Annotated in this window: 22 protein-coding genes; 5 read left to right on the top strand and 17 right to left on the bottom strand. The window is 68.2% G+C overall.

The annotated features are described in order from the left end of the window. Positions 1 to 52: 52 nt before the first annotated feature. The 7 genes from ABD324_RS21880 to ABD324_RS21850 form a co-directional block, all read right to left on the bottom strand. Positions 53 to 919, bottom strand: coding sequence for a TIGR03620 family F420-dependent LLM class oxidoreductase (locus ABD324_RS21880; RefSeq protein ID WP_344420129.1), 867 nt, complete (start codon positions 917 to 919; stop codon positions 53 to 55). Continuing rightward, positions 916 to 2,982 (bottom strand): oxidoreductase, encoded by a 2,067-nt coding sequence (locus ABD324_RS21875; protein ID WP_344420126.1) that lies wholly within the window; start codon positions 2,980 to 2,982, stop codon positions 916 to 918. Before ABD324_RS21875 ends, ABD324_RS21880 begins: the two co-directional genes overlap by 4 nt. Before the next feature lie 7 nt (positions 2,983 to 2,989). After that, positions 2,990 to 4,351, bottom strand: coding sequence for a hypothetical protein (locus ABD324_RS21870; protein ID WP_344420123.1), 1,362 nt, complete (start codon positions 4,349 to 4,351; stop codon positions 2,990 to 2,992). Positions 4,352 to 4,358: 7 nt separating this feature from the next. Then, complete coding sequence (locus tag ABD324_RS21865) at positions 4,359 to 5,699, bottom strand: acyl-CoA reductase (protein WP_344420120.1); 1,341 nt, start codon at positions 5,697 to 5,699, stop codon at positions 4,359 to 4,361. 39 nt (positions 5,700 to 5,738) lie between these two features. Then, positions 5,739 to 6,863 (bottom strand): TRAP transporter substrate-binding protein DctP, encoded by a 1,125-nt coding sequence (dctP, locus tag ABD324_RS21860; protein WP_344420117.1) that lies wholly within the window; start codon positions 6,861 to 6,863, stop codon positions 5,739 to 5,741. A 127-nt stretch (positions 6,864 to 6,990) separates the two neighbouring features. Further along, the gene (locus ABD324_RS21855) at positions 6,991 to 8,385 is read right to left on the bottom strand and encodes a TRAP transporter large permease (protein ID WP_344420115.1); all 1,395 of its coding nucleotides are present in this window, start codon (positions 8,383 to 8,385) and stop codon (positions 6,991 to 6,993) included. A 161-nt stretch (positions 8,386 to 8,546) separates the two neighbouring features. Beyond that, positions 8,547 to 9,083, bottom strand: coding sequence for a TRAP transporter small permease subunit (locus tag ABD324_RS21850; RefSeq protein ID WP_344420112.1), 537 nt, complete (start codon positions 9,081 to 9,083; stop codon positions 8,547 to 8,549). 551 nt (positions 9,084 to 9,634) lie between these two features. Here ABD324_RS21850 and ABD324_RS21845 point away from each other — a divergent pair. After that, entirely contained in the window at positions 9,635 to 10,399 is a 765-nt protein-coding gene (locus tag ABD324_RS21845) for an SDR family NAD(P)-dependent oxidoreductase (RefSeq protein WP_344420109.1), read from the top strand. Positions 10,400 to 10,588: 189 nt separating this feature from the next. After that, positions 10,589 to 10,996, top strand: a complete 408-nt coding sequence (gene sodN / locus ABD324_RS21840) for a superoxide dismutase, Ni (RefSeq protein ID WP_344420106.1) — start codon at positions 10,589 to 10,591, stop codon at positions 10,994 to 10,996. Positions 10,997 to 11,069: 73 nt separating this feature from the next. Here the strand turns inward: sodN and ABD324_RS21835 are convergent, their stop codons facing one another. From ABD324_RS21835 to ABD324_RS21815, 5 genes are all read right to left on the bottom strand, one after another. After that, a complete protein-coding gene (locus ABD324_RS21835) occupies positions 11,070 to 11,975 on the bottom strand; it encodes an SMP-30/gluconolactonase/LRE family protein (RefSeq protein ID WP_344420103.1) in 906 nt (301 codons plus the stop codon). A 10-nt stretch (positions 11,976 to 11,985) separates the two neighbouring features. Continuing rightward, the gene (locus tag ABD324_RS21830; protein ID WP_344420100.1) at positions 11,986 to 12,420 is read right to left on the bottom strand and encodes a nuclear transport factor 2 family protein; all 435 of its coding nucleotides are present in this window, start codon (positions 12,418 to 12,420) and stop codon (positions 11,986 to 11,988) included. Between the two features lie 33 nt (positions 12,421 to 12,453). Then, positions 12,454 to 13,329, bottom strand: coding sequence for an SDR family NAD(P)-dependent oxidoreductase (locus ABD324_RS21825; RefSeq protein WP_344420097.1), 876 nt, complete (start codon positions 13,327 to 13,329; stop codon positions 12,454 to 12,456). 93 nt (positions 13,330 to 13,422) lie between these two features. Further along, the gene (locus ABD324_RS21820) at positions 13,423 to 14,223 is read right to left on the bottom strand and encodes an SDR family oxidoreductase (RefSeq protein ID WP_344420095.1); all 801 of its coding nucleotides are present in this window, start codon (positions 14,221 to 14,223) and stop codon (positions 13,423 to 13,425) included. Continuing rightward, positions 14,220 to 15,104, bottom strand: coding sequence for an SDR family NAD(P)-dependent oxidoreductase (locus ABD324_RS21815; RefSeq protein WP_344420093.1), 885 nt, complete (start codon positions 15,102 to 15,104; stop codon positions 14,220 to 14,222). Before ABD324_RS21815 ends, ABD324_RS21820 begins: the two co-directional genes overlap by 4 nt. Positions 15,105 to 15,347: 243 nt before the next feature. Between ABD324_RS21815 and ABD324_RS21810 the strand changes: the two genes are divergently transcribed. Next, the gene (locus tag ABD324_RS21810) at positions 15,348 to 16,916 is read left to right on the top strand and encodes a sugar ABC transporter ATP-binding protein (RefSeq protein ID WP_344420091.1); all 1,569 of its coding nucleotides are present in this window, start codon (positions 15,348 to 15,350) and stop codon (positions 16,914 to 16,916) included. A gap of 95 nt (positions 16,917 to 17,011) precedes the next feature. On the opposite strand, the gene ABD324_RS21805 is transcribed toward ABD324_RS21810, so the two are convergent. Next, entirely contained in the window at positions 17,012 to 18,157 is a 1,146-nt protein-coding gene (locus ABD324_RS21805; RefSeq protein WP_344420089.1) for an ABC transporter permease, read from the bottom strand. A 329-nt stretch (positions 18,158 to 18,486) separates the two neighbouring features. On the opposite strand from ABD324_RS21805, the gene ABD324_RS21800 reads away from it, so the two are divergent. Then, entirely contained in the window at positions 18,487 to 19,584 is a 1,098-nt protein-coding gene (locus tag ABD324_RS21800) for a sugar ABC transporter substrate-binding protein (protein ID WP_344420087.1), read from the top strand. A gap of 55 nt (positions 19,585 to 19,639) precedes the next feature. Here the strand turns inward: ABD324_RS21800 and ABD324_RS21795 are convergent, their stop codons facing one another. The 4 genes from ABD324_RS21795 to ABD324_RS21780 all read right to left on the bottom strand — a co-directional run bounded on the left by ABD324_RS21795 (position 19,640) and on the right by ABD324_RS21780 (position 25,344). Next, positions 19,640 to 20,791: an acyl-CoA dehydrogenase family protein gene (locus ABD324_RS21795; RefSeq protein WP_344420085.1), complete on the bottom strand. Its 1,152-nt coding sequence runs from the start codon at positions 20,789 to 20,791 to the stop codon at positions 19,640 to 19,642. A 302-nt stretch (positions 20,792 to 21,093) separates the two neighbouring features. Further along, positions 21,094 to 22,101 (bottom strand): DUF2889 domain-containing protein, encoded by a 1,008-nt coding sequence (locus ABD324_RS21790; RefSeq protein WP_344420083.1) that lies wholly within the window; start codon positions 22,099 to 22,101, stop codon positions 21,094 to 21,096. Between the two features lie 766 nt (positions 22,102 to 22,867). Then, the gene (locus ABD324_RS21785) at positions 22,868 to 24,457 is read right to left on the bottom strand and encodes a YfjI family protein (protein ID WP_344420081.1); all 1,590 of its coding nucleotides are present in this window, start codon (positions 24,455 to 24,457) and stop codon (positions 22,868 to 22,870) included. Further along, positions 24,454 to 25,344 (bottom strand): bifunctional DNA primase/polymerase, encoded by an 891-nt coding sequence (locus ABD324_RS21780; protein WP_344420079.1) that lies wholly within the window; start codon positions 25,342 to 25,344, stop codon positions 24,454 to 24,456. The genes ABD324_RS21785 and ABD324_RS21780 overlap by 4 nt, the downstream gene beginning before the upstream one ends. Positions 25,345 to 25,402: 58 nt before the next feature. Here ABD324_RS21780 and ABD324_RS21775 point away from each other — a divergent pair, with 58 nt between their 5' ends. After that, positions 25,403 to 25,819 carry a hypothetical protein gene (locus ABD324_RS21775; RefSeq protein ID WP_344420077.1) on the top strand — a complete coding sequence of 139 codons (417 nt, stop codon included), beginning with the start codon at positions 25,403 to 25,405 and terminating at the stop codon, positions 25,817 to 25,819. The last annotated feature ends 3 nt before the right edge of the window (positions 25,820 to 25,822 follow it).

Here is a 25,822-nt window from a genome sequence, read left to right as displayed (position 1 = left end):
ATTCCGCTGTGCGGAAGATGGATGGCCCGCCGCCCGCGCGGGCGGAGACGGATCACCCGATCCGACCCGCGAGCTCGGTCCACTCGCGGATCGGGACGCTGCCGTCGGCGTCGCCGATCACCTGGACACACACATGATCGGCACCGGCGTCGAAATGCTCGGAGACCCGACGGCCGACGTGAGCCGCGCTCCCCCACGGCACCAGAGCGTCGACGAGGCGGTCGCTCCCTCCGCCGCAGAGGTCGTCGTCGCCGAAACCCTGACGACGCCAGCTCCGTACGTAGTTGGGCAGGCCGAAGTACACCGCGAGATGCTGCCGTGCGAGCCCACGCGCCCGTGCCGGGTGCTTCTCGAGGACAACTGCCTGTTCCGGCGCGAGGAGCGGATCGCGTCCGAGGATCTCCCGGGCGAAGCGGGTGTGTTCCGGGGTGACGTGGTAGGGATGAGCCCCGGCAGCGCGGACTGCGGCCAGTGCCAGCATCTTCGGTCCGAGTGCCGCAAGGACGCGCTCCGACGCGGGCACGGCGCCACCGGCGTCGAGACCGTCGAGGAACGACGCCAGGACCCGGAGCGGGCTCGCGTACCGACCCGGCTCGGCACGGTCGACGACGGGAGCGTGGCTGACACCCATCCCGAGGAGGAAGCGGTCGCCGTGGCGCGCCCGGAGGGAACGGTGGGCTGTCGCCAGCCCTGTGGCCGTGTGGTTCCAGATGTTGAGGACACCGGTCGCGGCGACGAGCCTGGTGGTGGCAGCCAGGATCTCCGCCACCACGGCGAAAGGCGCTGATGTCGACCCACCGGGCAGCCACACGGCTCCGTAACCCGCCTGTTCGGCCAGCGCAGCCGCGCTGGCCGCCTCGTGCGGTTCGGCCCGGGCGATCTCACCGCTCCACACCCCGACCCTCCCGATCGCCGTCATCGTGCGGGGCCGGCGTACTGGGCCGGGTCAATCTCCTGCCAGAAGGCCTCGGTGAAGCCGGAGGGCGCCGTCGGTTCACCGAGCAGCCTGGCGAAACGATGACCCTCGTAGGTCGCCTCAGGTAGGCCTCTCGGGGCGAGCACGTCCCCGATCGGGAACACCCGCATGCCCTCCCTTTCCAGTTCGGGCGCGAGCCGACCTGCCGGGCGCCGGCAGGTCACCAGGACCACGGCGTCGACATCGGCAACCACTTCGTCACAGCCCGAGTGGATGTCGTAGACGGTCACGTCGCGAACCCCGATCGACCGGACATAGCTCATCGTCCGGAACCTGACGGCGAGAGCCTTCAGCCGGCGCAGCATCTGGTCGGACTCCAGGGTGAGCTGCAGATGCTCGGCGGGCTGGGGCCAGCGCGTCACCAGCTCCACCTCCGCCCCGGCCGCCGCCAGCAGCTCGGCGAGCCCCACTCCGGTGTGCAGGCCCTCGTCGTCGAGCAGCAGGACATGGCCAGCGGGGCGGGCGCCTCCGTCAAGGATGTTCTCGGGGGTGAGGACGTGGGCCCGGTCGGCACCGGGAATATCAGAGGGGCGGTAGCCGCTCGCGCCGGTGGCGTCGTACCGGGCTCCGGTCGCCACGATGACTGCATCGGGGCTCTCGGCGAGCACCGCGGCCGCGTCCGCGGGGCGTCCGAGCCTCACCTCGACGCCCAGGTCACGGAGTTGCCGTTCGTACCAGGGGACGATGTCGGCCACCGGTCCACACACGGGCAGCCTCGACCACAGCCTGAGCTGCCCGCCGATCCGGTCACGCTGTTCGAAGACGACCACCCGGTGCCCCCGCAGCGCGGCGACCCGCGCCGCCTCGGCTCCGGCCGGTCCGGCACCGACGACGACCACCGAGCCGCGGGCGGGAGCCGGGCGCAGCTCCGACAGCCCCCACAATCGTTCGCGGCCGGTCGCAGGGTTGACGCCGCATCCGAACCCGCCGTATTGCATGCGACGTTCGCAGCAGTGGTTCGCCGCGATGCATCGCCTGCTGTCCTCGGGCCGACCCGCTCGGGCGTTGGCGACCAGGCGTGGCTCGGCGAGCAGCCCGCGGACGATCCCCGCGAAGTCCAAGACGCCCTCGGCGAGCAGCGATTCAGCGTCCGCCATATCGGTGAGCCTGCCAGGGGCGCTGAGGACCGGCACTTCTCCGGCGGACCGCCGGACCTTCCGGACGTGAGGCAGGAACTCTAGAGGGGAGAACATCAGTCCCGGATGGCTCAGGTCGGACTGCTCGGGCTCTACCGAAACGTCGAGGTCGAAGAAGTCCACGCGTCCGCTCTCGGCAAGGTCGGCTACTACGGCTGCGCATTCCGCGGTGCCCAATCCGCCCGGCAACAGCTCGTCGCACTGCAGACGGACACCCAGGGCCATCTTGTCGCCCACTGCGTCTCTGACTGTCTCGAGGAGCTCCGTCAGGAAGCGCATCCGGGCCCGGTCGGAGCCGCCGTAGCCGTCCTCACGGTGGTTCCAGAAGGGCGAGAGGAACGTCTCGGGCAGCATGCCGTGGGTCGAGTGGATCTCGATCCCGTCGTAGCCGCTGTTGCGGAGGTTCCGTGCGGCCTTGGCGTACGCATTGATGACGGCCTCGATGTCCGTCACGCTCATCGCCCGCGTCACGCCGTAGCTGTTGAAACGTTGGGTCCCGGCGACGCTCATCGACGGCGCGAGCGGGGACCGCGGTTCCCATTGGAAGTTGAGGTGAGAGAAGAAGTGCAGTTGCCCGAACAGCTTGGTGCCGTGGCCGTGGACCCGGTCCGCGACCGCGCGGAAGGCGGGCAGAGCGGACTCATTCGACGGACAGGCCCGGCCGATCCCGCCGCGCGGGGCGACGGGGAGGCTCTGGATGATTAGACCGACCCCTCCGGCGGCCCGCTCCTCGAAGAAAGCCGCGAGATCCGCCGAAGGGGCACCGCCGGCATCAAGAGGATTGGCGGTGGGGCCGAAGTAGATCCTGTTCGCGATCTCGACCGGGCCGATCGTACCGGTGGCAAATACATGAGGATAGGTAGTGCTCACTATTCCTTTACTCCCTGACCAGGCCGCGAATGTAGGCGTCGATGGTCCCGGAACACAGGAGCCGGTCATCGTCGCCTTGGCCGAGCTCGCTATACCGGACGACGCTGTCCTCGATCGTGGGCCCCGGGCGACCGCACTCGCACCGGCCGAAGTCCGCGGTGGCGCGATCTCCCGTCACAAGGCCGCCCCAGCGGCTGTCGAGCGCCGGATCGAAGAAGCCCACCCGGCCGGTCACGGGACCGGCATGGCGAGGCAGGAGAGTCTCTCCGTCATCGGACAACATGAGTAGCACCAGAGTCGGTGGGACGTGATAGCGGCCGGCCTCGCAGATCGGCGAGCTGGAGGCGAGCTCCGAACAGCCGTAGACCTTCACGAAGCGCGCCGGCGCGAAGAAGGCCCGGGTCTGGGCCTCGTAGTCCTCGGGCAGAACGGCTCCCTTCAGCCCGCCGGCTCCTCCGACTACAGAGTCGGGATGGAAGGTCCCGTCCGGGATGCCGCGCTCTCGCGCGATCTCCACCAGGTCCCACAGCTGACGCCACAGCCCGGTCAGGAGCATCGGCTCGCCCCGATTCTCCAGGATGACGTCGACGAGATCGTGCAATGCCTTATCCATCCGGATCCTGCGAACCGCCGCCTCCGACTCGAAGTCCGCGAGTTCTCCTGGCGTGGCCTCCCCCGCTGCGACCCGCTTCCGCAGCTTGGCCACGGCCATGATCTCCGAGAGCCTCAGCGGCTCGTCCTCGAAGGCGTGCGAAGCACCGGGCCGGGACCAGGCGTCGGACTTCGCCCGGTGTGCGTAGACGAGGCGTGCAGGCCCGCGGGCCGGGCCGAGCTGAACCACCCGATGCTCGCGGGAGCGCGGTATCCGTGGCGGAGAACCCCAGAGGGCGGTCAGGATCTGGGCACCGCGTTCGACGTCCAGATCAGACTGTTGAAGGAACGACGGCTTGCCGCTCGTGCCGCTCGAGGTCAGCAGATGCGAACCGGCGGCGTCGAGCCGTTCGACGAACCCGTCGACGTCGGTCACCCCGCTCACGTCTATGTGGCCGACGGGGACCGCGGACAGCGTCTGTAGCCAGGCAAGCAGCCGGTCCCACCGTCCGGCGGTGACGAACGACTCGGGATAGCTCTTGTAGGCCGTGTGGGAGAACAGCAATGGGACGACGTCGGCGAGGCTCTCGACGGAGTCGATCCCCGTGTCCGTGGCACGCTTGTCGACCAGCACGATCCGCGCCCTGTGGTCGGCGAACCGCTCACGGACGGCATCGAGCTGCGCAGCCTCCAGGTCGAAGTCGACGTCGGCCAGGGGGTCCGGGCGCTCCAGCAGCTGGAGCAGCCGGTCGAGAGCCGGGGTCGGGGTGTCGGTCATCCGCACATCAGTCCTCGTCGGTCACCCACCGCACGAAGCGGTGGAGCGGGTAGAAGCCGTCATGGGTCAGGCCGGGTCGCATCCCCATCGCTCCGCCGAGCGTCACCACCCGTTGGGCTCCGGCGTTCGCCAGCGCGTCCCGGATCTCGACCTTGCGGCCGGGCGGAAACACCCCGACCGTCTGCGTGGCCACGGAGGCGTGCGCCGTCGCGTCGGTGAGCCTGTGCACAGGCACGACGTTCACCGTCTTACCGGTCGGGTGGAAGTCCACAGGATCGGCGGACCGGACAACAAGACCGTGCCCCTCGAAGTCGCCCCAGGTCCCGAAGTCCTCCCCCATCAGCGACAGAACCTCGATCTCCTCGCGCAGCTCCGCCGGAAGGGCAGCGGCCTTCGCGGATGCCGTGGGCCGGTCCTGGGCGAGCGCCCGGGCGAGCTCAGCACAGAACGCATCGATCTGACCGGGCTCACCCTCGACGTAGGCGAACCGGCTGGAGGTACAGGCCTCCTGGTTGAAGATCGTCGCGTCGTCGGCCAGCAGCGAGGCGACTCGGGTCATCGACTCCTCGGTGTCCCAGGCCTCCCGCCCGATCAGCGAGATCGAGCTCTTGGGGTCGAAAGCCACCAGCTCGAAGCCCGGCCCGATGTAGCCGGCGGCGGAGCGGATAGCCGCCTCGCCGCCCCAGGCCACCAGCTTGTCGAAGTACTGCGGACGCATCAGGACGCTCTCGACCGCGGTGTCGCCGCCGCGCCAGTACACGGCGGAGAAGGACCTGGTCACAGGATGGTCGGGGGCCACCTCGGCCATCGTCTCCAGGATGGCCGGCGCCGTGAAAAGGTCGTTGGACGGCAGCTTCAGGAGGTGTACGCCTTTGGTGAGGGCACCTCGTGCGATCGACATCGCCGCGACGCCCGGTGCGTTCCCCGCGAGGACGTGAATCAGCCGGGGAGGATGGGCGCGCACCGCCGCAGTCCGCCCGTCGTGCCCCACGAACGGCCGCCAGCCGTCGAGGACGTCCGATCCCCCCAGCTCGTGCTCTACCTGGCACCGGAGCGCCTCGGGGTCGAAGACTCTCCAGAGGCCGGCGTAGCTGTTGTCGGCGATCCGCCGATCCAGCCCTGTCGACGAGGCCATCGCCGCGGCCGCCGCCGCGAGGCGACCACTGGGGTCCTCCCGCATTCGGGCACCGGTCTCGGCAAGCACCTCGATGATCTCCGCGACCGGAGTGGCTCCTGCAGGGCAGGGCTCATTCCGCGGCCACACCAGTGCGTCGAGGTCCAGCCCTCGATCGGCCGACGCTGATACCCCGCCCTTCACGATTCGGACCGGGGCTTCGATGCGGCTCATGGATTCCTCGGCTCTCTCCACGAGCGTGGCTGCGGCGGTCTAGCGTGCGGACCCGGCATCGAACAGCTCCTTCTTCGTGATCGCGTCCCATTCGGCGTAGTTCATCTGCTGAGCCGCGGTGTAGCTCTCGAGGATCGCCTTCGCGTCCTTGGAAGGCTCCGGCGTGCCCAGTGCCTTCGTGGCGGTGCCACTCCACTCCTCGATCAACGACCGGTAGCCATCGACGAACGCTGCCGGATCGGTCTTGGGTGGCCCCGAGGCGGAGACCGTCGAGACGACACCGGCCTGATGCTTCCGGAGCACCTCGTCGAACGGAGCCGGATCGTGAAAGACCACGCCGTGCCGTGACGGCCCCTCCGTCGCGAACTTCGCGTAAGTCGCCAACGCACCCACCCGCTCGGTCTTCCACCAGGTGTGCGCGGCTTCCGTCACGATCGCCTGGGCGTCCCTCGGCAGCGATTCCCAGACCTCGGTGTTAATGACCTGGGTGGAGTTGTTGGACGGACTCATGCTGACCGGGATGTAGTGCTTGGCCACGTCCCAGTAGCCGAAGCTGATCATCGACGACGTCGTCGCGGTGACGCAGTCGACGACACCGCGCTGCAGCCCCTCGTACGTCTCCAGGGCCGGCAGCTGTACAGGGACCATGCCCATCGCCTCGAGCTCCCTCACCCATGCGCCACCGCCCACCCTGACGCGGAGCCCGCGGGCATCCTGGAGCGAGTCGACCGACTTCGTGCACAGGAGGTTGAATCCGACCTCGGACTGGTAGGCGATCAGGATCCGGACGTTGTTGCTGCCCAGCTCCTGCTTCAGTGCCTCGTTCCGGGTCTGGAACTGCATCACCGCCGCGGACGAGGCGATCATCCCGTGCGGGTACGTGCTGTGAGGCAGCGAGCCAAGGTTCAGCAGCGCGTTGCTCACCGGGAGCTGCTGCGGATAGTAGGACGGCACCAGCAGCGCCGCCCCCACGACCCCGGACTTCAGCCCGCTCAACGTCGCGTCCCCTGGCGCGAGAGAACCCGAGAAGAAGGGCTGGAAAGTAACCTTGCCGCCAGTCCGCGTCGATACTTCCTCCGCGAACGCCCGAAATGCGGCACCCTGAGGAGAGTCCGCGGTCTGGATCGTGCTGTACGGAATGGTGATCGGCTTCATGGAGGCCATGGACTCCGCACCCGCCGACGATCGGCTGGTCGATCCGCAGGCACCGACGAGCAGGGCACACGCCAAGGCCACCCCGATTGCCCGGCACAGACGACCTATCCTCTTCACCACGACTGCCTCATTTCATTCAGCCCATGCTCGCTTGTGGCAGCCACAGGGCGATCTGCGGGACAGCGATCAAGACGACGACGAAGACGATTGCGACGAACACGAACCACATGACGCCTCGGAAGACGTCGCCCAGCGAGATCCGGACACCCAGGTTGACCTCACGGTCCTGTGCGATTCCGTGGACGATGAAGGACAGGAGTCCGACCGGCGGCGCCACCATGCCGATCTCGCACATCAGGCCCATGAAGACCCCGAACCACAAGAGGTCGATGTCCAGCTGATTCAGTACGGGGATCAGGATGGGGACGGTCAACAGCATCATCGCAAGCTCGTCCATGAACATGCCGAGCACCACGAAGACAACGACAAGGCAGAGCAGCAGGCCAACACGGCTCAGCCCGAGGTCGGACACGAATCCGGTGAGCTCCTGCGCCAAACCGCTCAGCGCCGCGACCCGCGTCATGATGTGCACGCCGACCAGCAGAAGCATGATCGCAGCCACAGCGGCCACGGTGTGACCGAGAGCTGTACCAAGCCGCAGCAGCAGCTGCCGAGGGCCATCGCGTCGTATCGACCAGGCTCCCAGCACGATCGCTGTGAATGCGGCGAGAGCCCCCGCCTCCGTCGCCGTAGCGACACCTGAGTACATCCCGCCGATGATGATGACTGCGAGCAGCACCAGCGGCCAGGTACGAACGGCGGCCCGCAGCCGCGAGCGCGTGGTATATCCACTCATGTCGACCGCGGGTGCATCCACCGGCCTGACCTTCGCCCAGATCATGATCACAACAGTAAAGAGGACGGCCAGGATGACGCCCGGAACGACTCCCGCCAAGAGCTGCGGACCCACCGGGGTCTGAGCGATGCCGGCGTAAATGACCATCGTGATACTCGGCGGGATGAGTAGCTTCAGAGTGCCGGCCATGGCGACCGATCCGGTGGCGAGCCGCGGCGAGTAGCGCGCCTTGATCATCTCCGGGATGCCGATCCGGCCGAGGGCGAACGTCACCCCCAGCGTGCTGCCGCTCCCCGCGGACATTCCGGCGCCCGAGACCACCGTCGCGACGGCCAGCCCACCCGGCACCCTCCCTATCCACTGGCGGGCTGCGTCGAAGAGAACCGCGGTGATCCCAGTCTGCTGGAGCACCAACCCCATGAGGATGAACATGGGGATCACGGACAGGCTCCAGCTCGCGACACTGCTGTGCGGGATCTCTTCGAGAAGACTGGCCACCCCCTTCGGGCCGGCCAGGTTCCAGATGCCCAGCAGGCCGGGGAGAGCCAATGCAGGAGCAACGTGCACCCCGCACATCAGGAGCGACACCGTCAGAGCGATAACGAGCAGGCCCACCGTTTGGCGATCGAGATCCCCGAACGCAACCACCGCAGCCGCTGCGGTCGAGAGCGCCACCAGAACAACGAAGATCGCTCCGGACGGCGCGATCCGACTCCTACCGGGTAACCGCCTCCGGCGGCCGGGCGAGGCGAGGTCCGGCTCCCGCGAAGCCTGCAGCAGTGCGGGAGCCGTCCGCTCCGGCGAGCCCCTCCCGTCGGTGGCTCTCTGTTCGGCCATCATCGCGACGACCCCGGGACGGAGAAGACGCCGATGATCTGCGAGAAGCACTGCAGGACCAGACAGCCCGCGCCAAGAGGGATCGCGAACATGGCGGGCCACACCGGCACCGGAACCGCCGAGAGAACCGTCTGCCCGATCCAGGCCCCCTCCACCGCCGCGAACAGGCCGAACACCGCGACACCCGCCGCGAAAAGGCCGAGGAGCGCCAGAGCAAGGACGTCCGCCCATCGCCTCCACGACGCCGACAACGCGTCGGTGACAACGGTGGCTCGCACATGGTCCCCGCGGAGTAGGGCGTAGCCCAGACCCGCGAAGACCGCGACAACCATCCACCAGTACGACACGATCTCGAGCGTCGACGGGAGGGGCTGGCCGAGGATGCTGCGGCCGGCGACGTCCACGATGACATGCAGCATCATGAGGACGGTCACTGCGCCGGCAGGTACGGCAAGAGCGAGAGAAACGCGATCGATCCACTTCACCGAACGACGCGCGGACTCGCCAGCCGAGGTCAGGGTGCCGCCGACGCTCATGCGCCGGTCGACCGTCTCGACGAGACGCGGCGCTCCGGGCCATCCTGCACGCCGAGGACCACGTACCGCCGCTGAAAGCCGCCCACCGTACCCGGGCCGCATCGTGACACCGTTTGTCGTCCGGTGATGTCATGGCTCGTAGGGAGACGCACTGGTTCCACACCTCGCGATCGTCATTGATCCCGTGGGAGACGGTCGGCCTCCCTGCTCGTACCGTGCCGTGAGTGCCCACTGCGTGCCCCGACACCGCACCAATGAAGTAGATCGACCGTGCAGCGGCGGGCCAAATCGTAAGCGTCTCGCATCGCAGGGTGACGAGGAACAGCGTAAGAACGGTCACAGGACACCGTCAATTGGCCGTTTCCGCTGAACGGAATTCGATGCTTCGGCAATACTGCGGCGACCGATGTGGGACGAGCACAGATCCGCTGGACGGAAACGAAGCCTTGCCACGATGGCACGAAGGGGCTATTCACAGCAGTTGCCCGAGGCTTTTCCACCGACTCGAGTCATCATGCTCGACTGTCGGATCGTGGTTGCGAGGAGTGGACATGCACGCAACGAACGTCCCGTCCTGGAGACGGGCTCTGATCACCGGCGGCACAGGAGGAATCGGCTCCGCGATCGCCGCGAGGCTGTCCGCGTCGGGCACCGAGGTCGTCCTCGTTGGTCAGCGGCCAGACCGACTGGCGGAGTCGGCTGCGACTCTGGGGGGTGCCGAGACCATTATCTGCGACCTCTCCGGCGACGGGGTGTCGGTCCTCGAGCAGCGACTGGCAAGCGAAGAATCTCCAGTTGACCTCCTGGTCAACTGCGCCGGCTACACGGTCGTCGGACCGTTTCACGGCACTGATCTACCGCGAACCCTGGACATGCTCTCGGTCAACACGATGGCCCTGGTCCGGCTGACTCACGCGGCCGCGACGGCGATGGCAGGGCGCGGCGACGGAACCATACTGAACATCTCCTCCCGGGCCGGCTTCGGACCGCGCGCGGGGGCAGCCTGCTATGGGGCATCAAAAGCGTTCGTCAACATCTTCAGCCTGGCGCTGGCCGAGGAACTTGCCCAGACCGGGGTAAGAGTCGTCTGTGTCGCGCCCGGTGCCACATCTACGGACTTCTTCCAGCGGGCAGGCCTTGACATGGCCGCGTTCAACCACACAGTCTTCCAGACGCCTGAAGAAGTTGCCGAGGTCTGCTTGAAAGCTATTGGCGCGAGCGACCGACTCACGCTGACCAGCCAGGAGAATGCCGACGCGATCAGTAGATGGATCGCCGATATCAGCGAGTCTTTCACCATTCGACCACCCGGCTAGGACGCGGACTTCCGGCTACCGGAACGCAGCCATTGGCGACGAGAGCCTAGTTCGACAAGGCTTCGCCCGATGCTGAACGATCATCACCGCGAGCTCGGTGGTCCACGGCGCTTGCCGAGCGGCACTGCACCGATGCGATCCGGCTCATCGTTCGGCCGAGTATCCGTATGATCAGCCAGGAGGACACCCATGGGTCTTTTCCACATTCTCCGCCCGCGGCTGGAGGCCACCGCGCACTGCGACCTCCCCTGCGGCGTGTACGACCCGGCCCAGGCGCGTATCGAGGCCGAGTCCGTCAAGGCCATCCAGGAGAAGTACCAGGGCAACGAGGACGTGGACTTCCGCGCCCGCGCGATCGAGATCAAGGAGCAGCGCTCGGACCTCGTGAAGCACCACCTCTGGGTGCTGTGGACGGACTACTTCAAGCCGCCGCACTTCGAGAAGTACCCGGAGCTGCACGAGCTCTTCAACAAGGCCACCAAGGCCGCCGGTGCCGGTGGCACCAAGGGCTCCAACGACCCGAAGACGGGCCAGGAGCTGCTGGACTACATCGCCCAGATCGACAAGATCTTCTGGGAGACCAAGCAAGCCGCCTGACCCGGACGACGGCGCCGGCGGCGAGGGTTCTCTTTTCCGGCCGGCGCCGTTCCCGGTGCAAGAAGGGCGCTTGTCACGACGGGTAACGCGACCGGTGCCCCGGGAGTCCAGGAATGTCGGACCGAGCTCGGAAGACTGCACCCTCCTGGTCCGGCCGAACGGTGTTGTCGGACGTGACCACGAAGAGGTCCTGCCCGTCCGCGCCGCCGAACTCAAGGCTCATCACGCCCCGTGCCGGCACGTCGATCACCTCGTCGATGACGGCATCGGGCCCGAACCGGATGATGCTGCCACCTCCCACGGCGGCGACCCAGACACCGCCCTCCACGTCCACGGCGAGCCCGTTATTACCGCCCTCGGGCACCTTGCCGAAGAACTGTCGGTTCGCCAACCGACGGTCGGCCGTGATGTCGAAGGCGTAGACCCCGGTCAGAGTGTCGCACTGATACAGCCTCTGGCCGTCCGGGCTGAAGGCGAGCCCGTTGGCGATCGTCCCCTCCTCCCATAGCTTCTCCACCGTTCCGTCCGGGTCTGCACGGAACACGATGCTCGGGGCGGGCCCGACCGCGTGCGGAGCGGCGACCAGACCGGCCACGATCGCTCTGGCCGCCTCGGTCGTGGACGGGAGGGCCAGGTTGACGGTCCCGCCCCAGACGCTTCCCCGCGCATCGGCTTCGATGTCGTTCACATACCCGACGGGCGTACCGTCGAACTCCTCGAGGAGCACCCTCGTCTCGCTGCTCGATCCGTCCCAGAAGGCCAGGGGCTGTGTGCTCCCCGACACCACGAGGCCTCCCCCCTCGTTCAGTACGATGCCGCCGATGTGCTGGCGGCCACGCAGAACCACGTCCAGGTGCCCGTCCGGCGACCACCGGTGCACGCCTCCCTCGTAGAGATCGGAGAAGTGCAGCACGCCGCGGCGGTCAACGCGGGGTGCCTCGAGCATCCCGTAACCGCAGGTGATCATCTCGAAGTTCACGGCCGGTTCCTCAGGCCGGTCCGGCGTTGAAGGCCTCCGGAAACCGGGTGGGATCGTGGTACTCGCGCCAGAGCGCGATGCGGCCGTCCTCGAAACTGAAGACGGCGATGTACCGCCCGTTGAACTCCTTCTTGGTCGGTGTCGCGACCCCCTTGCTCGTGTACTCGACGATCGCGCTGAGCCCGCCCTCGACCATGTGGAACTCCCTCATGGTGAAGGCCAGCTCGTCGAAGATGTGGGCGCTCTGTCGGTAGAGCTCGACGATCGTGTGCCGCCCCCGCAGCGGGTCCTCGTACCGGATGGTGGTGTGCGCGTTGATCTCGTCCTCGTGAAACGGGACGAGCTCCATGACCGCGTCGTCGGTGAGCTGCTCGCCCAGGTCGTCGTACCGGCGCTCGGTCAGTGCGGCGAACCACTCCCGGATGGCCTTCTCCCTGCGATCCATCTGAGGAACCCCTTCGCTGTACATCGGCTTCTGCTACTGCATCCCACGTGGAGCCACGTACGGCTCCGGCACGGTGAACTCGCTGGTATCGACGATCTCGCCGATGCGATCCACGACTTCCTCCGGTGTGAGGACCGAGCCTGTCGTGATGCCCGCCGTCAGACCCGTGAACGCCCGCTGGACCTGGCCCCCGCAGGCGAACAGGACCTGGCCGTTCACCGGGCAGGACCGGTGCGCGAGTGCCGCGACGACCGGGGAGACTGCGTCCGCGGGCTGGGCGACCGCCAGCCTCTCGGCCTGGCCCGCGTCGGTCATGTGCTGTGCCTGCAACGGGGTGAACGCCCGTGGAGCGAGCGCGTTGACCTTCACGTCGTGTGCCTCCGCCTCGGCGGCGAGACTCAGGGTGAGCCCGACGAGCGCGCTCTTCGCCGCCGAGTACGCGGCCTGCGGCGGATGCTTCATACCGAACAGACCGGCCGCGGAGGTCGTGACCACGATGCGTCCGTAGCGCTGCTCCCGGAACACCCGCCACGCAGCCTGGGTCAGGGCCCAGGTGCCGAGGACGTGCACTCCCATCATCCGGTCGAGGTGGGCCCGCGTCTGCTGCTCGAACGGGGCGATGTGGATGACTCCGGCGTTGTTGACGAGCGCGTCCAGCCTGCCGAATGTGTCCACGGCATGATCGATCAGCCTGTGCGCCTGTCCTTCGTCCGCGATGTCGTGTGTGGAGGCTGCTGCCCGTCCTCCCGCGCGGATGATCTCCCGTACTACGGGCTCGGGGTCCTGGACGTCGTTCACCACAACCGCGGCCCCGCGCTCCGCCAGCAGCAGGGCGTGTGCGCGCCCGAGCCCTCGCCCGGCACCGGTGACCACTGCGACCTGATCATCGAACGTCAGTTCCTCGGGCACTCTGTTTCCTTTCGTTCTGGGGACGTGGGGCGTGCTCAGGATCCGCTCCGCCTGAGCGCGCGCCTCTCACCTCGTCGGCGTGGGTTCTCCGGGTCAGCCGGTGAACTGCCCGCCGTCGACGTAGAGCACCTCGCCCGTGATGAACTGCGACTGCTCGCCCGCGAGGAACAGCACCGCATCGGCGATGTCGTCGGCCGTACCGGGCCGGCCGGCCGGGATGTGGGCCAGGGCAGAGGGCCCGGTGGTCGGCGCCGCGTACCCCCGGGACATGTTCGTGTCGATCAGACCGGGGCCGACGGCGTTGACCCGGATCCCGCGGTCCGCCACTAGCTGGGAGACATGTTTGACCACGGCCTGCGCACCGGCCTTCGACGCCGTGTAGGCCACGCTGCCGGAGGTGATCGGGGATGCCGCCGACACCGAGGTGATGACCACTACGCTCCCTCGGCGCTCGTGCTCGAGCATGCTCGCGACTCCTCTCTGCACCACGAGCATCACGCCACGGAGATTGACCCCCAGCACCTCGTCCCAGTCCGGCGGCGTCGTCCGGAGGAAGCGCTCCAGCCCGGACGCGGGCCGCGTGACGGGCGGGCCGCCGCTGCGGTATCCGGGAGCGGGGATCCCCGCAGCCGCGATGATGATGTCCGGACCTCCGAACCCGGACTCGGCGACATCGATCGCCCGCGCGATGACGGCCTCATCCCCGACGTCGCCGACCACCTGCTCCGCCACCCCACCCGACCGGTGGATTTCCTCGACGGCCGCCTTAGCCGCCTCCTCGATCACGTCCACGACCACAACGGCAACGCCCTCGCCGGCCAGACGCTGGGCGCACGCCCGGCCCATCCCGTTCCCGCCACCGGTGACGACAGCAACGCGACCCGAGAACGTCATACCGTCCCCTCGGGCGCGACGTACGGCTCCGGCACGGTGTAGCCACGCTGGTCCTGCACGACGTCGAAGAGCCCCGCGACATCCTCGGGTGTGAGACACGAGCCCTGCGGCGTGCCGACGGTCTCCGCCATGAACACCCGCTGGACCTGGCCCGCCCGGGCCGCGAACACCTGCCCGTTCACCGGGCAGGACTCGTGGGCGAGGAACGCGACGACGGGCGAGACCGCCTCGGGTGGCCGTTCGGCGAGCAGCTGCCGCCGCTGTTCGGGATCCGGTACGTGCTCGGCCTCCAGCGGCGTGAACGCGACGGGCGCCAAGGCGTTGACCGTGATACCGGTCCCCTCGCTCTCGGCGGCGAGCGCCCGGGTGAGCCCGTACAGTCCGCCTTTGGCGGCAGCGTACGAGGCCATCGGCGGGTTCCCGATGCCGTACAGCCCCGCCGCCGACGACGTGATCACGACGCGTCCGTAGTCCTGCTGTCGGAACCGCCGCCAGGCCGCCTGTGTGAGGGCCCAGGTGCCGAAGAGGTGCACCCCGATCGTGTGGTCGAATTGCTCCTTCGCCAGCTCGGCGAACGGCGCGACGTGCAGGACACCCGCGTTGTTGACCACGATGTCGAGCCGGCCGAACTCCTCGGACGCGAGATCCACAAGGGCGTCGGCCGCTGAGATATCGGAGACGTCGTGCTCGCCGGCCACCGCCGTTCCTCCTGCGTCCACGATCTCCTCGACGACGTCGTCGGCCGATCTGAGGTCGTTGACGACGACCGCGGCTCCGCGGGACGCCAGGAGCAGTGCGTGGGCCCGTCCGAGTCCCCGACCCGCTCCGGTGACGATCGCTACCCGACCGTCGAACCGGAGCTGCGGATTGCTTCTTGTCACGATGCGGGTCTCCCGGAAGCTCGGCCCGATGGTCGTATGGCACCGGGCATCGACGAGTTCGCCGGACCGCCGGTCCCGCGGCGAGGCCCACCGGCGCGGTGGTCCGTGGAACCACCCTCTCCCAGCAGCGGGTGTGGTCCAACGACCTGCTTCCGGCAACCGGAAGCGGACAGGGGACACCGGACGCCGGGCGCCGGATCATCGGGCTCCTACGCGTACCGAGCCTGGACGAAGGAGACGCCAATGGACGCCGTCGACGCATCCGCCGAGGTGGCCGGGAAGCTGCCGGCTCAGCGTGACGGCGAACCGCTGCTGCGGCTGCGCGGACTCAGCAAGACGTTCGGTGCCACCCGAGCGCTCGTCGGTGTGGATCTCGAGGTCGAAGCCGGTGAGGTCCATGCCCTGATGGGACAGAACGGGTGCGGGAAGTCGACCTTGATCAAGATCCTCTCGGGATTCCATCGCCCGGACGAGGGATCGCAGATCTGGACCCGAGGCGCGCTGTCCACCGGCAGCGGCCCCGAGCACGCCCAGGCGGCCGGGATCCGCTTCGTCCACCAGGACCTGGGGCTGGTGCCGACCTTGACCGCCGTCGACAACATCGCCCTGGGGGTCGGGTACCAGACCTCGGCGTACGGGCGAATCAGCTGGCGCCGACAGCGGGACGTGGCCCGCAAGGCGCTCCGGGACCTCGGACACGACATCGACCTGACGACGCCGGTCGCTGCCCTCACCCCCATCGAGCGGACCACGATCGCCGTGGCCCGCGCCCTCCTCGGCAACGGGCAGGACGTCCACATGCTGGTGCTCGACGAGCCCACCACGACGATGACGCAGAGCGAGGCCGAGACGCTCATGGCCATCGTCCGCCGGCTGCGGGATCGGGGCGTCGGCATTCTGTACGTCTCGCACAACCTCGACGAGGTCCTCGCGCTCGCCGATCGTGTCACCGTGCTCCGGGACGGCCGTCATGTCGCGACCACACGCGCCGCCACACTCACGAAGGCGGAGCTCGTCGAGCTCATGACCGGGTCGACCACCGACCTCGCGCCCGAGCACGACCCCGAGAGTTTCGGACCCGAGGTCCTGCGCCTGGAGGGGCTGGCCGGACGGGATCTGCGGGGCCTGACGACGTCCGTCCGCGAGGGCGAGATAGTCGGGATCTGCGGCATCGCGGGTTCCGGTCGTGAAGAGACCTGCTCGTTGATCTTCGGGGCGGCGCCCCGTACCGGAACCGTCTCGGTGGCCGGGTTCGTCGTCCCGTCGATGAAACCGACGGAGTCCGTCGCCCACGGAGTCGGTCTGGTGCCCGCGAACCGGCTGCGGGACGGCCTGGTCGCGCCGATGTCGGTCCTGGAGAACATCACCCTGACCGCGCTCATGCAGTTCTGGGGACGGCTCCGGCTCGAGCACGGCGCCGAGCGCCGAGCCGCTCAGCGCACGTCGACCGACCTCGGTGTCAAGGCGCACTCGGTCGACGTTCCCGCGGCATCGCTGTCCGGCGGTAACCAGCAGAAGATCGTCCTGGGCAAGTGGCTCCGGACGCGCCCACGGGTCCTGCTGCTCGACGAACCCACCCAGGGCATCGACATCGCCGCGAAGGCGGACGTCCACCGCCTCATCGACGACGCCGCCGAGGCGGGCACCGCGGTCCTGATCGCCTCGACCGACGAGGAGGAGCTCGTCCGGCTCTGCGACCGGGTGTTGGTGCTCCGGGCCGGGGTCGTTCGCGCAGAGCTGTCCCGGAACGAGCTGACCGCGAGGCGCCTGCTGCACGAGAGCGTCATCGACGACGTCCGGGCGGATGCCTGAGCTGTCCAGCCTGTCGACGCCTCGGCGGTGCCCCCGCCGGACGCTCGGCGGGGCCCCTGCCGAGCGTTGGCTCCGGTCCGGGTCCGGAGCCGTCGTCAGGGCTTCGGCTCGACGAGCGGCTGCTCCGCCACGGCAGAAGCACCGTCGTCGCCCGACGCCGCCCGACGACGGCTCCGTCGGCCCGCTGCCGGGTTCGCCCGACGCAGCGCCGCGCGAGCGCCGATCGCCACTGCGACGATCAACGCCGCACCGACGAAGAGGTCCTTGATCCACGGCAGTGAGGGATACTGCAGTTCGAGCCCCTTCACACCGATGGCGAGAAGGTAGAGGGCCACGATGGTGCCACCGACGTTGAAACGGCCCGGCCGTACCTGCGTCGACCCCAGGAACGCAACCGCGAACGCGGTCAATAGATACGGTGCCCCGGCCCCGTAGGACGCGGCGCCGAGTTGCATGGTCAGCACGACACCGGCGAAGGCACCGAGCACACCTGACGAGATCAGGGCGATCCACTGCAAACGGCGCACCTTGAGACCGCTCAGCCGGGCGGCCTCCGCGTTCGATCCGATGGCGTACATGTAGCGACCTGCAGGCGTGTGCTCCAGCACGTACCAGAGAATCAGGGCGATGCCCAGGAAATAGAACACCGGCGCCGGGATGGTGAGGATGCGGTAGCGACCGAACTCGGCGAAGGTTGGGGAGATCCCGTCGACGATGGTGTTTCCCTGCGCGATCCAATAGGTCAGCGCAGCCAGGATCGACGACGTGCCCAGGGTGGCGATGACCGGATCGACCTTCAGAAACAGGATGATCGCCGCGTTGGTGGCGCCGACGGCCGCACCGACGCACAGCGTGATTAGGACAGCCAGGCCCGCGTTCAGCCCGCTCGCCTGCAGCCACCCCACGAAGCTGATGGCCAATGTCATGTTCGCGGCTATCGAGATGTCGAAGACGCCGGAGAGCAACGATATGATCAGCCCCAGGACCAGGATGCCCGTAATGGCCTGGCTCGCGGCGATGATCCGGAAGTTGTTCAGGGTGCCGAACCGCACGGGGTCAAGCAGGGAGAACACGACAATCAGGAGGATCGCGACGTACAGACCCGAGAAACGATCGACGCCGAAGCCGCGGGCGAGCCGCCATGACGAGCGGCGCCCCCTCGACGGACCCGTGGGGCTCCCCGGAGGTGCGGACGGGTCCGGATCGACCGACTGTCGGGCACCGATGGCGGCATTGCTCACAGACACTCCTCCTGAAGACCGGCGTGACCTGGCCGTGTGCTGAGGATGTGCGCTCCTCAGGAGCGTTCATGATGGCCGTCGGACCATCCGTTGTCGTGCACTCGTTTCCGCGCAGCGGGAGAGGACGACCCGTCGGTGAGCTCGTTCCGAGCGATTCCCGGCAGGCGGAAGTCCGTCGACGACATCCCGGCCGGCGAAAGACATCATCTCTGCGACTTGCCGAGTCCCGGTGCAGTCCACCAATCATGATCGATCGAGGAGAGACGATGACACAAAGATCATCGACGACCTTTCGCCGTCCATCCGTATGGCTCGCCGTGGTGGCCTCGGTGACGCTGGGGATTGCCGGGTGTGGGTCGGGGGGCGCAAGTAGCAACGCCTCCGATCCGGATCCTGCTGCGACAGCGGAGTGCACGAAGGCCGTCGACACCTACTTCACGTCGCACCCCGACGAGCCCACTGCCCTGCCCACTTCCTTCACCCCGCTGTCGAAGCCACCGACACCAGGAGGAAGGATCATCACAGTGGCGAGTGGATCCGTACCGTCCATGATGGTCAGCGCGAACGAGCAGGCGAAGGCGGCCGCGGCCATCGGTTGGACCCACCAGACCATCGCCTACGACGGCACGGTCACCGATGCCAATGCCAAATTGGAACAGGCTATCGCCGAGCGTCCGACCGTGGTCGCGATCGCGGGCGTCCCCCCGGCAGCGATGCAGCAGCCCATTGCGTCCGCACAGGCGGCAGGTGTCGTTCTCTCTCTCAGCGGCGTCACCGAGGCCCCGTCCACCTTCCCCGGCTATGCGGCAGCCAGCCAGGGTCCCGACACCCAGGAGGCGGCCGGCGAACGGAACGCCTACCTCGCTCTGAAGGCCTCTGGCTGTAACGCGAACGTCCTGGTCCTGAGCGCGCCGGTGCAGACCCTCAAGCCCACCACCGACAAGTTCCAGTCGGTCCTGAAGCAACTCTGCCCGCAGTGCAAGTCGAGCTACAGCGAGATTCAGTTCGCCGACATCGGATCTCCCGCGGCGACGAGCAAGGCGGTGTCGGCTCTCCAGGTCGACCCGTCGATCAAGTACGTGTATGCCGCATTCGCCAACCTGGTGAACGGCCTGCAGTCGGCACTCGACCAGGCCGGCATCGACGGCGTGACCGTCTTCGGGACCACCCCGGACGTCCAGGCGATGGCCGCGCTGAAGTCGAGCAAGAACCCGGGCTGGTGGGTCACGGTGTCCGCGGAGCTCGACGGCTGGTTCACCGTCGACGCCGCGCTGAGAGCACTGGACAAGAAGGGGCCCGTCTTCACCGGCGCCTACCCGGTCGGGGTCCTGACCAAGGCGAACGCCCCAGCCTCCTCGGACGACATCCCCTCGTTCCCCACGAACTTCCGGGAGCTCCTCACCACGCTCTGGACCCCTGCCGTCTGAGCACGCCGGGCCGGGCCGAATGACGCGGAGTTGCTCGGCCCGGCCCACATGTGCCTCAGACGCCCAGCGAACGCCCGATGACCTCTTTCATGATCTCGGTGGTACCGCCGTAGATCCGGGTGACGCGAGCGTCGCAGAAGGCGCGGGCGATCGGATACTCGCTCACGTATCCGTATCCGCCGAAGAGCTGCAGACACCGATCGACGGCCCGTCCCTGCAGCTCCGTTGCCCAGTACTTCGCCTTCGCTGCGTCGACCGCCGTCAGCTCGTCGACGTTCAGCGCGCGGACACAGTCGTCGACGTAGTGCTCGACGATGTCGATCTCGGTCTCCAGCTCCGCGAGGGCGAACCGACTGTTCTGGAACGAGCCGATCGGCGTACCGAACGCGGTGCGCTCTCGCACGTACTCCAGCGTCCAGGACAAGGCAGCCCGCGCCGCGGCCACCCCCGCCACAGCGATGGAGAGCCGCTCCCGGGGCAGGTTCGTGACCAGCTGTGCGAAGCCCTCTCCCTCGTTCGGCCCGAGCAGATTGTCCGCGGGCACCCGCACTCCCGAGAATGACAGCTCGGCGGTGTCCTGCGCGTGCTGGCCGATCTTGTCGAGCTTGCGGCCTCGCTCGAAGCCGTCCATCCCCCGCTCCAGCATCAGCAGCGAGATGCCCTTGTGCCGTTGCGTCGGGTCCGTCTTGACGACGGTGATCACCAGGTCTGCGTTGAGCCCGTTGGTGATGAACGTTTTCGCCCCGTCGACGACGTAGTGGTCGGCTTCGCGACGCGCAGTGGTCGTGATCGAGGCCAGATCCGAGCCCGTGCCCGGCTCGGTCATGGCGATGGCGGCGATCTTCTCCCCGGAGGTGATCCCGGGCAGCCAGCGCTTCTTCTGCTCGTCGGTGCAGTACGCGAGGAGGTAGGGCACGCAGATGTCGTTGTGGAGGGTCATGCCCAGCCCGGCGGCCGAGACGCCTTGAGCCATGACCTCCTCGGACACGACTGCCTGGAACCGGAAGTCCGGTACTCCGCCCCCGCCGAACTCCTCGGGGACGTCCATCCCCAGGAAACCCGACGCCCCGGCCTTCGTGAATACCTCCCGCGGCACCCGGCCGGCTCGCTCCCACTCCTCCCGGTACGGGACGACCTCCTTCACCAGGAAGGCCCGGAAAGCCACGCGGAAGTCGTCGTGGTCTGCCTCGTACAAGGATCTGCGCATACCGATCTCCTATCGCGGTGCCATACGAAGGCGCCGTCGAGCCGGACGACCTCACCGTCAAGCACGAGCTTGGCCACGAGGTGCGCCCCACTACCGGCTGCCCAGAGGCCACCCGAGGACAGGGTTTCATCAAACTCGGGCGGCCCACTTGCTCGGATTCCGCCCATCGGAAGATTCCGGCGAGTGAGATGCAGGCAACACGAAGCCGTGTCGTGCGGATCGGCCTCGGATTCGGAGTGGTTTGCACGGACGGCCCTGTGACCACAATCGGTCCGCACATCGGTCGACCGGGCACGAAAGGGTCACGCCGCAGGCGCGGCGAGCGCTTTCGAGATCAGTTCGGGGATGTCCCCGAGCGAGCGGAGTGTGTCCGAAAGATGAGTACACGTTCCGACGCCGGTGAACGCTGATCGGATATGTGCGCGAAGTCCCTCGAGCGGCACGCCAAGCAGTCGACCTGCGCTGGCGGCCGCGGCAGGGCACTCGATCCATGGCAGAACCCGTGGCGTAGCGGCGATCGAGGTGACCTCGCCGTCCTCGACGTCCATGGAGACCTCGTATTCGTGTACAACTGTCTCGATGCCTTCGTGTGTGACCGACGAGTCGCGAAAGTAGACGTCAACGGTGGTGCTACAGGAATCGACAGGAACCACGTCGATCCGACGCGCCCGCCTCATCGCGTGACGTGGCAGTTCCGGCAGTTCGTGCCATGCCCACATGTCGTCGGTCGCCAGGCGGCCGGCCACCGGCACGTCGACGAGCGGCGAGGCCCCGTACAGGTCGATTCCGGTCATCACCGTGCCACCATCGATGTAACCAGCGCACATGTCACGACCGAACGATGCGCGACCCGAGCGGAAACGCCTACTCCCGAACTTCGCATCGACACCATCGGTCACAACGAGACCGGCCATGTACGCCTGGCCGCTGACCAATGTGGCCACCGGCACGTCGTCGAGGAGTTGGTGGAGCAGGCTCACCTCATCCAGGAGGCCGGGATCGACATCGATCATCCTGCGCCGGAAACCAGAGCCCGCTGCCGTCCCGACAAGCTGCTTCAGCGCGTCGCGAGAGGGCTCGGACGTCAGGGATCGAATGCCCCAGCCGTCCATGTAGTCCACCTCGAGCCGGGTGGCCGCGGTAGCGACGACCTCAGGAGTTCCGCCGACGGTCCTGGTCAGCAGGTCCCGTGCGTTGCCGGACAGGACGAGCTTCCCACCAAGGCCGTCGGGCCTAACCATATCCGTGGTCACGGTGCGGCGAACTGAACCAGGCCGTCTGTGCGGCATGCCGTCGACCGGATTCTGCACTCCATGTCCGCTACGGCCCAGCTGAACCAGAGGATGGCTAGCAGTTCTTGAGACATCTATGACGACCATCTCCCTTGCAGCCTCGTGCTCTGACTGGGACATGCATCCAAGCGTTCCGTGCGGTCGCAACTCTGCACAGCCCGCCAGCGGGTCGGGCCGCGCATATGACCTCCTGCTAAATACCTGGCCCGCGCGCGGCGCCCGATCAGATAGTCGGTCGGGCAAGTCCAGCACAGCAATTCGGCCGCGGCCTCGGATCACGCGCGATACGGCTGACTCGCATAGAGTATGGGCGGCGGACGTTCGACGGCCTATCGAGGCGTTCCGCTCACCGGAAGCGTAGGTCCCACCGAATCGAGACGGGCACGTCGGGCTTCCGCAGTTGCCGACCGTGCTGCTCTGCTCGACCCTCAGCCCGGAGCAGATCCTCAGAGACCCGACGTGATCGAGGTCAAGTACGTCTCGACCTCCATGAGAGAGTCGGAGAGGCGATCCAGAGAGGCCGGCAGCCGCTCGGCGGCGTAGCGTACGGCGGAACCGCCTATGTCCAGGTCGTTGTTCACCCCGAGGTCAGGGTCAGGTGTACCGATCTTGAGCGGCACGCCTTGCCGGGGTTCCGCGACGACGCGGGCTGTCAGCGCGCGTCGTTGCCGAGGAGGGGTGCCGCACAAGCCGCGGAAGCCGCACAAGGTCCCCAGGGCCCCAGGGCCAGCCGGCTCAGCCTGCCGGCTCAGCCAGTCGGCTCAGGGCTACTCGGGGCCGGTTCTCAGGGCGGGACTTCTGCGGTTTGTGCGGCTTCTGCGGCACGGGGATGGACCTCCCAGGCGGGCGATGCCGGGCGGCCCCCGGTCGGTGCCGCCGGGATGCCAAGGCGGATGAAGGCATGGTCGTGGAGAAGTTGCAGTGCGGGGTCGAGGTCGGCCACCTTGCGGAAGCGGGCTCGCGATAGACCGGAGAACGCGTCGCGTCGGGTGAACAGCGTGCGCTCGCCGCGGCTGATCCAGTCGAGGACGGCGCGCGCGTCGTCGACGACGGGGTCGGCGCCCATCTGGTCGAAGACAGCCAGGGCCTGACCGAGGAAGTAGTGCCCCAACCGGGCTGCAGCCTCAACGTGACGAGCCGGGACCGGCTCGCCCCAGCCGGTCGGCAGGATATCGGCGAGGAACAGCAGGCCGGCCAGCCGAGCTATCGCGCCGTTGAGCTTCGACGCCCAGTCCGTCATGTGCGCCAGATCAGCGTGCGGCGCCAAGCGCGGCTCGAGATGGCGCTCCAGGTCGAGCACCTGACGATCGGCGTCGTGGGATAGCCGGAGCCGTTGAGGTTGTTCATGATCAGCCAGAAGAAGAACCAGCCGGGACAGCCGACTGGCGTAGGTGCGGTCGGTCGGCGCCGGCACCGCGGGTGCGCCGACCTGGCGGCGGCCGACGGTGTTCTCCGGCAGCGAGTACAAGATCCTGGCGAGCAGGCCGCGGCCGCGGAAGCCCGGCATGCGAGCGATATCAGTCAGTACCTCTGGCTGAAGCGCCAAACCGAGTGTGAGGGCAGGGGAAGAGACGTGCTCGGCGGGGCGACCCTTGCGGTCCACTCGCAATAGATCCCCGGCGTGACCTTTGAGGAAGACCTCGAGGGACGGGACACCGCCGGAGTAGCGGCCGGCGAGGGTGGAGAAGATCCCGCCCTCGGCCGAGAGGATCGCCAGCCTCCCATGCTGCTCGGCCAGCAACGACGCGGCGGCCTCGGTGGTCACGTCGTCGGCGACCAACCTCGGCAGCGCTCGGACCGGCTTCTCCGCCTCCATCGTGGCATCGGCCGCGGCAGCCAGCGCCTCTGCACGGGCGGCAGGATCGCGCATGTTCGCGGCATCGATTGTGCGGCGCTCGGCCTCCTTGCCGGCGATCTTCCGCGCCAGGTCCGCTTCCACCATCCGCGGACGGGCCTGCTCCACCAACTGGCGCTCGGCCTCCAGCAGCGGAGCGGTCATCGCGGCGAACACGGCACTCTTGCGCGAACCCGGCGGCATCGCGACCACCGTGTAAAGGTTGCACGGCTCCCGCCAGCCCGGCCGAATCTCGACCTCTGCCTTCCCGCCCGCCGCCGTAGACAGGGCCGCGAGGGCGAGGCAGCCGGCGAGGTCGAGCGGGGTCTGGGTGAACTCCGCGACCGCGAGCACCATGTCCCCCACCCACGATGGCAATGCATCCACCGGGAACGGCGGCACCAGCCGGCGCGGGGTCAGCGGGGTCGGGTCGGACTCCCAGCCCGCTGCCGGAGCCGGCAGGTGATCGCCGTGGAGGACCGCGAGATGGCGTTCGGCGTCGAGGCCGCTGAGGATATCGCGGCTGGTCCGGCGGGTCACGCCCGGTCCTCCAGGCTCGTGCAGCGCGGGATCCGGGCGCCCGCGGTAAGCCCGGAGCGGATCGTCGCGTGCGCCTCATGCGCCGGCAGACCGATCGCGGCGGAAGCCTCGGCCAGGGCAGCAGTAGCCAGACCCTCCGGCAGGAGACTGGCGCCGACGAGCTGGCCGAGGGCGAAGGCGGCACGGTTGAGGGTGTCGTTGCGGTGACCACTGCCCGGTCGGGCGGCCAGGACGTTGTCCAGCTCACCGCGCAGCGCGGCGGCGACGTAGGCGGAGCGGCGGCCGACCACGTCGAGCAGCGGAGTGAAGTCCGCTCGCGGGGCGGATGTGGTCTCGGTGAGCAGGTCACCGATCCACTGGGGGAGGTCCGCGACCGGGGCGTCCGCGGCTCGGTAGCGACGGCTACGGACGACCGAGCCCGCGGCGACGACGTAACCCCCAGCGGCGCGGACGTCGATCAGCCAGCCGAGCCTGCCGGCCGAGTTCCGGATCTGAGCTCCGTCGGGGGCGGTGAAGTAGAGGTGCTCTCCCCCGCTCGCGGTCTGCACCGAGTACGTCTCCAGCGGAACCTCGGCGCAGTGCTGTTCGGCCAGCGCCGCAAGGACATCGGCTCCGTCACGGATCCCGGGTTGGTCCCACGCGGCGGGACGCGCGGCGTCGGGCTTCGGGGTGTCCAGATCGATCACCACCAGCCCCGACGGGCCGCAGGCGACTCCGATCCCGAACGGACCACGCGCCCACGCACGACGGATCCGGGCAGGGTCGGTGCTCGCGCGGGTCTCCCAGTCCCGGATTGCCGGACGCTTGTCGTTCGTACGCAAAGGGAACACCCGCCAACCGCGGGCCGCGTGGGACAGCGCGATGCGCATCAGCTCAGTGGACGTCATGCCCGCTCCCCTGCACGGGAAAGGCCGCGGCGCCGGTCGGCCGTGCGATTCTGCTGGAATGCGCGTCACCGAGCGCGATATCGAGCGTGTCCCACCGAGGAACCTGCGGGTGCCACGGCGGGAGTTCGGTGTGCTCTGGGCAGCGGCCGAGCAGCGGTCCGAGGATCAGGGGGCTCGCGGTGTCAGCGACTTCGAGGCGGGCGGTGTGGCGATCACCTGCCGCTGGCTGGCCCGGGCAGTGATCGACGCGCCCGGTGGGCGCCGTCGGCTGGCTCACGCGCCGATCACGAGAACGTCCCGTCTGGCGCAGGAAGAGCTGATCGAGGCCGAGTACCTCGCGGCGGAGACTCTGGCCGCGCGGGGCGCGCCGCCGGAGTGGCTGGTGGCGCGACCGGGCTACCTGCCGGCGGTGTGCGCGACGCTTCGTTGGGCCTGGCGAGGAAGGGGATCCGCGCCGTCGCTCGGTTCGTCGTGAGGT

The organism is Pseudonocardia ailaonensis (assembly GCF_039531635.1).
Lineage (GTDB): Bacteria > Actinomycetota > Actinomycetes > Mycobacteriales > Pseudonocardiaceae > Pseudonocardia > Pseudonocardia ailaonensis.
Note: the sequence above shows the minus strand (reverse complement) of the source record. Positions and strands in the feature narration are given on the sequence as shown.